The organism is Limnospira sp. PMC 1279.21, assembly GCF_032349615.1.
GTDB classification, from domain to species: domain Bacteria; phylum Cyanobacteriota; class Cyanobacteriia; order Cyanobacteriales; family Microcoleaceae; genus Limnospira; species Limnospira fusiformis.
The window spans coordinates 1-10,446 of record NZ_JARPLU010000071.1; the positions used below are offsets into that span (position 1 = coordinate 1).

General features: G+C 40.0%; 11 protein-coding genes. 3 read left to right on the forward strand and 8 right to left on the reverse strand.

Going from position 1 to position 10,446, the window contains the following annotated elements; all coding sequences use genetic code 11:
• Positions 1–53: 53 nt before the first annotated feature.
• The 5 genes from P5683_RS12390 to P5683_RS12410 all read right to left on the reverse strand — a co-directional run bounded on the left by P5683_RS12390 (position 54) and on the right by P5683_RS12410 (position 4,330).
• Positions 54–692 (reverse strand): 1-acyl-sn-glycerol-3-phosphate acyltransferase, encoded by a 639-nt coding sequence (locus tag P5683_RS12390; RefSeq protein WP_006622170.1) that lies wholly within the window; start codon positions 690–692, stop codon positions 54–56.
• A gap of 404 nt (positions 693–1,096) precedes the next feature.
• On the reverse strand, positions 1,097–1,552 hold the full coding sequence (locus tag P5683_RS12395; protein WP_006622169.1) for an NUDIX domain-containing protein: 456 nt from the start codon (positions 1,550–1,552) through the stop codon (positions 1,097–1,099).
• A gap of 201 nt (positions 1,553–1,753) precedes the next feature.
• On the reverse strand, positions 1,754–2,488 hold the full coding sequence (locus tag P5683_RS12400; protein WP_231296449.1) for a hypothetical protein: 735 nt from the start codon (positions 2,486–2,488) through the stop codon (positions 1,754–1,756).
• 73 nt (positions 2,489–2,561) lie between these two features.
• Positions 2,562–3,668 carry a radical SAM/SPASM domain-containing protein gene (locus P5683_RS12405; protein WP_006622167.1) on the reverse strand — a complete coding sequence of 369 codons (1,107 nt, stop codon included), beginning with the start codon at positions 3,666–3,668 and terminating at the stop codon, positions 2,562–2,564.
• Positions 3,669–3,670: 2 nt separating this feature from the next.
• Positions 3,671–4,330 (reverse strand): hypothetical protein, encoded by a 660-nt coding sequence (locus tag P5683_RS12410; protein ID WP_006622166.1) that lies wholly within the window; start codon positions 4,328–4,330, stop codon positions 3,671–3,673.
• A gap of 313 nt (positions 4,331–4,643) precedes the next feature.
• Here P5683_RS12410 and P5683_RS12415 point away from each other — a divergent pair, with 313 nt between their 5' ends.
• Entirely contained in the window at positions 4,644–6,011 is a 1,368-nt protein-coding gene (locus P5683_RS12415; RefSeq protein ID WP_315640038.1) for an NB-ARC domain-containing protein, read from the forward strand.
• Positions 6,012–6,089: 78 nt separating this feature from the next.
• On the opposite strand, the gene P5683_RS12420 is transcribed toward P5683_RS12415, so the two are convergent.
• Positions 6,090–6,845: a DsbA family protein gene (locus P5683_RS12420; RefSeq protein WP_006622164.1), complete on the reverse strand. Its 756-nt coding sequence runs from the start codon at positions 6,843–6,845 to the stop codon at positions 6,090–6,092.
• Between the two features lie 21 nt (positions 6,846–6,866).
• Between P5683_RS12420 and P5683_RS12425 the strand changes: the two genes are divergently transcribed.
• Together P5683_RS12425 and P5683_RS12430 are read left to right on the forward strand one after the other, a co-directional pair.
• Positions 6,867–7,712 carry an arginyl-tRNA synthetase gene (locus P5683_RS12425; RefSeq protein WP_046321835.1) on the forward strand — a complete coding sequence of 282 codons (846 nt, stop codon included), beginning with the start codon at positions 6,867–6,869 and terminating at the stop codon, positions 7,710–7,712.
• A 66-nt stretch (positions 7,713–7,778) separates the two neighbouring features.
• Complete coding sequence (locus P5683_RS12430; protein WP_006668621.1) at positions 7,779–8,186, forward strand: thiol-disulfide oxidoreductase DCC family protein; 408 nt, start codon at positions 7,779–7,781, stop codon at positions 8,184–8,186.
• On the opposite strand, the gene P5683_RS12435 is transcribed toward P5683_RS12430, so the two are convergent.
• Positions 8,183–9,613, reverse strand: a complete 1,431-nt coding sequence (locus tag P5683_RS12435; RefSeq protein ID WP_315640034.1) for a DUF4335 domain-containing protein — start codon at positions 9,611–9,613, stop codon at positions 8,183–8,185. The genes P5683_RS12430 and P5683_RS12435 overlap by 4 nt on opposite strands.
• 13 nt (positions 9,614–9,626) lie before the next feature.
• Positions 9,627–10,187: a DUF3038 domain-containing protein gene (locus P5683_RS12440; RefSeq protein ID WP_315640032.1), complete on the reverse strand. Its 561-nt coding sequence runs from the start codon at positions 10,185–10,187 to the stop codon at positions 9,627–9,629.
• Positions 10,188–10,446: the final 259 nt, after the last annotated feature.

Genomic DNA, 10,446 nt, shown 5'->3' on the forward strand with positions numbered 1-10,446 from the left:
TATTGTACCTTATTGTCCTAAGATGTAAAGCAAATCTTGGATTAAATTCTGGCTCACCGCCCTAAATCGTGCATAGCATTAATGATTTCGGCGCAATTATGAGCGATCGCCTCTAGTTCCTCCCGCTTACTGGACTTGGGGGGGTCCATAGGTTCACCAATTCTGACGGTGACGGGAACTGGTCTGGGTATAGCAGAGCCTTTGTTAAAAATAGCATGAGTTCCCCACAGACACACAGGAATTAGGGGAACCTGTGCTTTGGCTGCAATTAATGACGCGCCCAATTTCGGGTCTGTGATGCGACCGTCGGGGGTGCGAGTTCCCTGCAAAAATACACCAGTGGCCCAACCTTGTTCTAGGGAATTGAGAGCGGCTCGGATCGCATTGCGATCGCCAGCACCCCGTTTAACTGGATAAGCGCCATATAGGGAAATCGCCTGTTTCAGGACGGGAACCTTAAAGAGTTCCTCTTTAGCCATAAATGCTACGGGTCGCTTGACGCAGTTGGACAGCATTGGGGGGTCAAAATCACTAGCATGATTACTAACTACCACAATGGGTCCGGTTTGGGGCATCCGTTCAGCATTATAAATGCGACCACGAAAATAGACATGGAGCATGGGGCTAACCACAGACCACTTAAACAGGTGGTAGAGGACTAAACTTTCGAGTGGTTCACGGTTTTTGACCACGGAAACTTGAGTTGGTAAGGGTGGAAACTGTGATCTAGCCTATCAGGTTTTGGCAGCAGTGGGGTTAAAAGTTATTCGCGAGCCATTACGGGACTGCTACCTAAAACCAACTGGATGGGACAGAGGCACAATTGTTGTTCGGTATCGGAAAAGTGTGTTTATGATGCGCGACAGGCGCTGTCTTTGGAAGAGATGGTGAGGCCAATTCTCTCTCAGCTTGGCAAAAAATATAATGGCGTGGCGACTTGATTTTGAGAAGAAAGGGCGATCGCAGTTTGTTTGTGTTCAGAGGGCGCGATCGCCTTTTTTGTCTATGGAAATAATATGTGTGTGAAATCAAATCTTCATCTGAAAAACTGATATACAAAAATTAACCTAAAATCAAGAATAAAAATCAAGCAATCTCAATTTTGATGATGAGTCCAACCAAATTCACCGTAAGTTTCTCCCATAGATATCATGGACAATGCTTCTCTAATGTAAGCAACAGTATTTTCTGGAGGTGAATTAACCGGAAACCAGTCTGCAAAGTCACATTTTTCAGGTTCCATATTAGTTGGCTCTCCATACCATTCTAAAGCTTGAAAAAATAATGCAATTCTTGCAGAGTTAGTATAACTATGCAATGTTAAAACTAACATCAAATTGGTAGATTTAATCATTACACCTATTTCTTCTTTGGCTTCACGTAAAGCACCCTCTTTTGCAGTTTCATTTTCTTCAAGATGCCCCGCAGGTAAGCTATATTTTCCATCTTCATAACCAGTGTTGTAACGGCGCAACATAAAAACTTGTGAATCTCTTATCAAAAGTATATGTAAATCTACTGTGATCATCGGGCGATTTTTCTTTAATATCATTTTAAAATCCTCTGAAAAAACAAAACTTTTTATATTTTAATTTTTACTTAGTGTCATTGATTAATGAATGTCAAAATATTGACTAATTAGCAAATTAATTTAAATTATAAATACATTGTAAAACTATTTATAAATATTGTACAATTAAGATTTTTATTATTTACATTATTAAATGAATGATTGTCTATTAATTTATATTTTTTAGCATCTTATTGGGTAACGAAAATAGATTTCTAGCAAATAACGCTCAAAGTCGGATATGTAGATTCTAACTCGATCGCAGATTTCTATTATATGCTGAAAGTATCCAATTGCCTTTACCGTTCCAGCTACTCGATCTCTTTCTCCAAGAAGTCGAGCAAGAAGTCGGCATTCCTCAAATTCAGAAGATTCTATAATCGAGTAATCATTGAGTGAAAATGAAGAATCTAAATTAGTAAGTTGACAATTAAATTTATAGGCAATTCTCCGGATCAATCTTTTTTCAAAAATCTCACCTGAAAAATCATGATGTAGTCCGTATCCTTGGAGATATAATTCTTTTTGAAGGTTTTTTATACTCATATGTTTTTGATTTTTTATCAAGCTAGAAAGATTAAGAGGTAAGGATATTATATCTAGTTCAAGCACACCTTGTTCATATGAATCAGGAACGTGAACTAGATTGAAACAACGACTTGATGCTTGAAATTTACTTCTAATACTAGCTCGATTGATTTCCAAGTCTGGAATAGCAAATCCTTTTAGCTGAAGCAAAGTGTGATGATTGAAACCATCCATTATGCAGTAAATTGCCGGCCCAAAGCTAAAAGCTTGCCGATTGAATTTCCAAAAATCTACCTTATAATTGAAGTTTGATCCATACATAACTTCATATAAGCTTTCATCAACTCTGCCAATTACTGCCACTGTCAAAAATGCTCCTTGACCTTCCAAAAACTGAAGAATATCTAAATACTTGCCTCTGATAACGCTGTCCGGCTTAAAACACAGTATGCTCGTCATAAAGTCAGATATTTGATTTCCATAATCTGCACACAGATACTATATCATTATAAATATTGGATGGGGATTTCCCTATAACCACCTCTTCAGCAGGACATCCTCCATGACAAGCATTGTTAACTTCAAAGTTAGTACAAGCAGGAGTATTCAATACTTTCATAAAAAGCTCAAACTCATTCTCCTTGCGATTTATACTAATACTCCCATCACAAATATTGAAAAAATTCAGATTAGTATCAAATAAGTATGAGCAAATATATGCTTTTCCATCTGGGAAAACTGATATTCTATCCATTGTACGACCAATACAACCTTGATAACCTTGCTCTACAAATTTGTCCATATCAGATCTTAGGGTGTAAGTTGGCTGATACCAGATTTGAGTCTTCCATTTTCCTTTTTCTTGCTCTAGCCGCTTATAAAAGTTTATCCATTCATAAGGTTCGACAATCCAATCGTCATTTTTTCTTCCACTCCCAATCCCTGAGAAGACATGAAATTTAACTAAAGTTACACCTATTTCGTCTGCTATCGACAATAAATTCAAGCTTTCATGAATATTGAGATTGTTGACGGTACATATTATCCGCACTTCAAACCCAGCTTCACACAAAATCCTTATCGTTTCCAAGGTCTCTTTGAATTTGCCATGACCACGAATAATATCATGAGTCTTTGAAGAAGCGCCATCTAAACTGACTTGAACGTAGGCAAAGATAGACGGATGAATTAAGGACAATCTTTTCCGAGAATTACGCAAGCCATTTGTTGTGAGAATGATTTTTTCATATCCGCACTTGTAGGCATATTCTAGTATTTTTTCAAATTCTTTATGAAGTGTTGCCTCACCCCCAAGAATTGTCAGCTTACTGCTGCCCATTTGTCGCCAAAACATTAAGCTATTGCACACTGTTTTATAAGGCATATCGAGAGCTCTGTCTAGCCTGTCACCCATATAGCAGTGGCCACATCTCAATTCACATTTTTCTGTGATATAAAGATAAAGATTACGAAATCTCCCGTAAGGGATTCGCTCACTTGTTTCTGGGAATCTTGCCCATCCATAAAAATCGCTTGGGTTGTTTGTCGTATCATTAATAAGATCAGGCATGGCTAAATAATCCCTAATTGATGTAGTTGATCGCAAACCAGTTTAAAACGTTCTTTGGTTAACAACTTTTTCTGTTTCTCTTTGTCACTTTCTTGGTCAGATCCGTATTGCCACCAAACGTCTCCAGAAGCTTTGTCCATGACTAAAAATTTATTCGTAACTGACGGGCCTCTAACTATGACTGAAACCGTGTAAGGCTCTGCTTTTATAGAGTGAATAGCATTAGGGTTTAAAAAATATGAAGAACCAACATTTTCTGACCTAACCATAATATTGACTAAACTATCTAGGCTACTTTTCTCATTTAGACATTGCTCCTTAGATAAATATAAAAAATGTTTATAAGAACCAGACAATATAATAGAACCATAAGCCCAACGGTGATTATGAGGTCTATCTATATAACCAGGCAAAAAAAGATGAATCCTAATACGGAATCCAGATGGATCATTGTAGATCACTAATTTATCTAGAATATCGTAATGTTCACACTTATTAAACAGCTCTGGGCTTTGAGGAATCTTCAGTATACAATCTCTTAGTTTGTCTTGGTTATTAAATATTGAATATAAAGCATGGCTAATTTTATCCTGAGCATCCTCATAGTTATCCCAGTCTATAGTTCTTAATAATTGAATTTCATTTGAATAAAAACTCATCATTGCTATGATCTACTGAATCCTGTTATTAAGGTGACTTAAGGTAGATGGTATGAAAATTAATAATGCTCAACGAGCATATTTTTATTGAGTCGTGCTCAAAAATAAATCAACCATAATGTTTTGCTCGCTTACTTTACTTATCTACGCTTACATAGTAAACCCTTGATTTTCATCCTGCAACCAGAAAAAACAAGATTTCATGGGGAGTTTTGTAACAAAATGTTAAGCAAAACCAGAAAAAACATGATCTGGTGGAGAGTTAGGCTATAATCTCGGAAACTTTTACCATATCTCAAGTAGATGACGATTAACTATGACTATTACAGAACTCTTAAAGGCTGTCGATCGCTTGGTGGAGAAGCAAAGGGGAAAGCACCTTAATGATTTTGAAAAAGTGGTGATTAAAGGTCTCTGGTCGGGTCAAACCTATAGCGAAATTGCTGAGGAATGCGGCTATCATCAAAATCATGTGGGCGATGTCAGCCGTCAGTTATTTAAAATTTTATCTCAAGAATTAGAAGAAGATATTAATAAATATAATTTCTGCTGGACTATTGAAAGGGTAGTCACTTCACGTCAGTTTGTGATAGGTTTATTTAACAGTAATATTACTTGGTGTAATCCTCATACCTTAGATGATGTTAATTTATCGGGTTCGAGTCAGCTAAACGGCGATATTGAAACGAATTATCACGATTTACACTTAGCGCCTAAAATTGTCAAGTTTTGCGATCGCACTGAGGAACTCAAAACCCTGTCTAATTGGGTGTTAAATCAAAACATCCCCCTCATCTCAGTTTTAGGATTACCCGGTATCGGTAAAACCAGCCTAGTTAAACGATTTATTGATCTGAATATAGATAAGTTTGATGCGGTCATCTGGAAAAGTCTGAAAATTCAACCTGCTTTAGACCATAATATCACCAGTATATTAACTAAAATGGGTTATGTCAACCCCAATTTAAGTGAAGATGAAACGCCTTTATGTCAGTTGCTCAATTCCTCAATCTTACGTGCTAAAAAGTGCTTAATCATTCTGGACGACGTTCAAGAAATATTTAATCTGGGTGTATTTTCTGGACAATACAAAACTGAACATCAAGGGTATCAAGATCTATTTAGACGCATCGCGGAAACCAGCCATCAAAGTCATTTCATTTTGCTGAGTCAGGAATCGTCCCCAGATATGTTGGGGTATAATGATGATTTTGCGATCGCCAAATTTTTACAACTCCAAGGATTAAAGAGTATTAATTTTTTGAGCGATCGCGGCTTAAAAGATAAGGAGTCTTGGTCAAAGTTAATCCATCTTTATGAAGGACATCCCGGTTATTTAAAAGATATCGCCCAACTAATCAAGGATATATTTGCGGGGAAAGTCTCCGATTTTTTGGCGGAACCAGAGATAATACTAACAGTAGAAATAAACCGGAACTTAGCCGTTATGTTGCAACGTCTATCGGTGATAGAGCAACAGATTTTAATGCAGTTGAGTCAAACTGATCAACCCCGTTCACGAAATGATTTAAAACAAAGTTTATCACTATCATTAACCGATTTAATTAACGGTTTGCAATCTTTAAATAGACGGCATTTAATTCAAATAACAGACGAAAAAACTATGTTGTTTAATGTGTCTAAAGTGGTGAGGCAATATGTGAGATATTGTGGCTCAAAATAGGTGGTTAAGCGCCCCCAAAAAGGGGGATGATTTTTCTATAGCCCGATCGCTATTTGAAAGAGGTCTCTAGCCTGGGAGTTATTCGCGAGCGATGACCTCTGCGAGGGTTTCTTCCAGCGTTGACAGGTCTACAGCCCCAGATAGGGTTTCCCCATTCATGATAAAAAACGGGGTCCCAGAAATCCCTAGAACCCTCGCTAATTGCAGATCCTGTTCAATGGCTGCGATCGCTCCATCACTGTTGCGATCGCGGTTAAATTGTTCTAAATCTAAACCTAGGGAAATGGCGATCGCTTCATATAGCGCCTCTCCTAAGTCATCCTGACCTTCAAAAAGGGCGTTTTGATATTCCCAGAATTTACCTTGTTGTTGCGCCGCCCAGGACGCTTTCGCCGCCGGTAACGCTTCCGAGTGAATTTGACTGAGGGGGAGATGCTTAAACACTAGAGTAACTTGGTCTTGGTGTCTGTTCATAAACTCTCTAATCGTTCCGTGGGCGCGACGACAGAAGGGACACTGAAAATCAGAAAACTCTACCAAAACAATTTCAGCATCCGCTGCGCCCAACGTGGGAGAATCACCAATAATCGCCCGTGGTTGGGTTTTCATTTGTTGTAAAAAAGATGATCGCGCTTGGCTGAGTTGGTTTTGTTGCTGTTCCTGATAGGCTTGTACCGACTCTAATATCACTTCAGGATTATTGCGAATTACTTGTAAAACCTGTTGTTCAAAATCTGAAGATGGGGTGGATGAACAGCCGTTTACTAAAATTCCTAGGGTGCATAACATAGTCACCATCAGGGTAGGTAATCGGCGTTGAAAAGAGTTGATCATGAGTCAAGTTGTGCTGTTTTAATGGTGTCTATTATAGCAAGTTTTATGGAAAATATGGTAATTAAGCAAAGTTTAATCAAGTCCCTCGGCTCTGGATTAAGGGGGCTAGATCCTGATTTTATCGGTTCGGTTGATATTCCTGTGACTCGTGTTCCTAATGGTAGCCGGATTCGTTATATATCGGCGATCGCTATGAAATTGGCGGCTATCAATTCTCAATCTCCCGCCGAAATTGCTACTTTAATTGTCGCTAATCAAGCTGATAAAATGGTGGATGATGGTATAATTACCACCGTGCTACCATCGGGAATGATTCAATTTGATATTACTGATTTTGGCGTGGTCAAGTGGTTGGAAAATATCCGGCTCCATGGTTTGCCCATAACTGCCAATTCTCCCGATAATCAGAGTTTGGATTCCGGTTTATTTCCGGTTCAATATATCCATGCTCGTTGCTGTTCGTTATTGCGAATGGCTCATCGCGATCGCTTAATTTCTCTGGTGGAAACAGAACCAATTTTTACCCCTTTTCTGTGGAGGTTAGCCACCCCTAGGGATTTGCCTTGGTTAGATGATTCCGGGAATTTGCGGTTAGTTCATGATGCCGAAAAAATGCTGATTGGCGAGTTAATTGATGGGGTCGATTTCTGGCATTATCCACCTCGGAAGATTGATGATAAAAAGGTGGCGATGAAAATAACTGAACAATGCGATCGCTTTCTGCGCCAATGTCCGATTTGGGGAGAGGTCAAACTTCATCACCCCCAATTATCCCAAGCTAGACTAGGATTAATTATCGTCACACAGTCTATTTTGCGATTTGCACTTCAAGAAAAGTTGGGTATCATTGCACCTATGGAGTTATAAAGATTCCCTGGTCATCTCTCAGGAAATATGCTATAGTTGTTAACTGTCCTCCACTGTGATAAATTGATGCTATATCATGTAATTTACGATGGGAACTGTAACCTGTGCAGTAACTTGGTGCAACTGTTGGAAAATCTCGATCGCGGTGAACGTTTTAGCTATATTCCTATGCAGGATGAGGCAAAATTAGCACAGTTAAATATTACTCCCGAAGACTGTTTAATGGGAATGATTTTGATTGACGTAAACCAGCCACAACGACGATGGCAAGGTAGTGATGCCGCCGAAGAAATCGGTAACATTTTACCAGGTGGGGAGCTATTTGTCAAGGCTTATCGAGCAATGCCAGGGCTGAAATGGGCAGGCGATCGCATTTATGAACAGGTGCGGGATAACCGCTATCAATTGTTTGGAAAACGCGACCAAACCTATGAATCTAATTATCCCAGTTGTTTCGGGAATAACCAATGCTAATCATGAGATTCCAAGAAAGTCTGAACCCGACCGCTGGGGTCTAAAACCACCCTAATTTTCGCCGTCTTCCCATCTTCCATAGGTGAGACAAACGGCTGATTTGCTGATGGGAATTTAATCTGTGGTAACCAGTTAACCGAGGCTGACCCCAAGGGAGTAATACTGTCAATCGCGCCCTGGGAATTGAGTTGTAAACGATACTGCAATATTCTGTTTAAATTCTTGTGAGGATGCCAATTTTTTACAAAATAACTCCGTACTTCCGCCACCTGGGGAATTTCATCAAATACCGTATTATTCAGGGAACGAATAGAGACTATCCGAGGTTCTCGCTTAGTTAGCTGTGCAATTGGTTCGGCATTTTCGCTGTCTTCTGGGATATCCTGAACTGCATAATTTTCGGGGGTATCCGTTTCGGGAACTCTAGCATTTTGCAGGGGGGGAAGGCTAATATTTTCTGGTACTGTTCCTATATCAAATAGGGGAGTGGGAGGCGGCGCTAAAGGTGTGGGAGGGGGAGGAGTTTCTGTGCGGTTAACCGTCCCATTAACAGGGGTTCTATTAACGGGTTCTGTGGGAATGATAATTATCCCATCTGTTTCCGGTGCTCCTGTAGTAATATTAGGGATTAATTCAGGGGAAGGGGGAGGTTGATCAAATAGGGGTGGGGGAATAGTTAAAGGTACTGTATCAACTAGGGGAAGGTCTGGCGCCACTTGTATTTCTATTTGAGGCGGCGCTGGGGGTTCATCCATGGGAAACTCTGGAAGTGGTGGCGGGATGATTTCTGCGGGGGTTGTAGAAGTGGAAATTTGGGGAGTTTCTGGGGTGGAAATTAAATGGCGATCGCGACGATAATAATTGCTTAAATTGATAATTCCGCTAAATAGTCCCGTGGTAGTAATAATAATCATCAGAGTTCGTAGCCACGCGGGAGAGGTGCGTTTCGGCTGGCTTTCTGAGGTCAAAAAAGGTTCTATTTCGGTGATGCAATTCCGCAAGGCGGCGGCGACATCAAATAACTGTAACGCGCTTAAATGAACGAATGATTCCGAAGGACTAGGCGCTAAGTTTCCCAAAAATAAATCATGGTACAATAAACCATCAGGCTTTATCTGGAAGTCTGAACAGGTGGTTAAGGAATTTTCCGCGTCGGGAGACTCTTCGGAAATGGGGTCAATTTCCGACAAGGGGGAAGCGGTCAGAAAGTCGTTAATATACCTGTTGATGCTTTCATAGAGGTTGGTTAAGTTATGGCGATCGCCTTCTATTGCGATATATTTATATTCAGAAAGACGGGGGTCATCAAAGGAAAGTTTGAACCGAAAGTTATCCCAACTCTCATGTTTCCAGCGACTGAAAAAAGAAGTATTGGCGCTAACCTCTAGTGTACAGGTAGGGGGGGTATATTGTCGGGTTACTAACATAATCTCCGGGATTTTAGGGCTGGCTTCTATTAATATTATAACCGCGTTGTCTAGCTTGCGATCGCATTAGCAGGGTTGACCAAAACCTCCCGAAACCATCAGGACTGCTATAAAATAGTAAATCAATTAGCAGTTTTTTCGCGAAGGGGATGATATCTTCTTCCGGAATGGGTCGGTTAACCGGAAACTGCTGATCATAGCCTTGGATGAATTTATCCAGGTAGTCCCGCATCAAAGAAATCTCTCGGATATCCTGATTTTGTGCTTCTAATTGTTCAATCAAAGCAATGGCGCGACGCAGCAGGGCTTGATTTTGTCTAGCTAGATAGGAGATAACTAAAACTAGCGATCGCCCCCCTTCTACCGTCAATTTTTGGGATTGCCATTTTTGGATATATTCCACATCTAAACTCAGGGTTTGTGCCGCCTTTCTTAAAGTCTCTGGTGTCACTTCAGCCAAAGACTCTACAGCTAATATAACTAGACGCAATTCCACAGCCATACGGTCTAGTTGTGTGGCTGTTAATTCCGGCGTTTTAGGTGAATGCCAATGGGAAGGAATGCGATCGGACATAGAGTTAATATATAGTTAAAATTCCCCGTTTCAGGTGGGGTAGGGCGGGTAAATGGTGGGGCGGGTTTATGAATATCCTCGTCGAGAATTGATAATTGACAGCATAACCAGCCCCTACAACTATTAATTATAGCCAGGTTTCTCCCACATATTTCAAGAAACCCGGTTTCTCAAAGAAACCGGGTTTCTCAGCCGAAAGGGTGGTTTCCCGACAATTATTAATTATAGCCGGGTTTCTCCCACATATCTCAAAGAAACC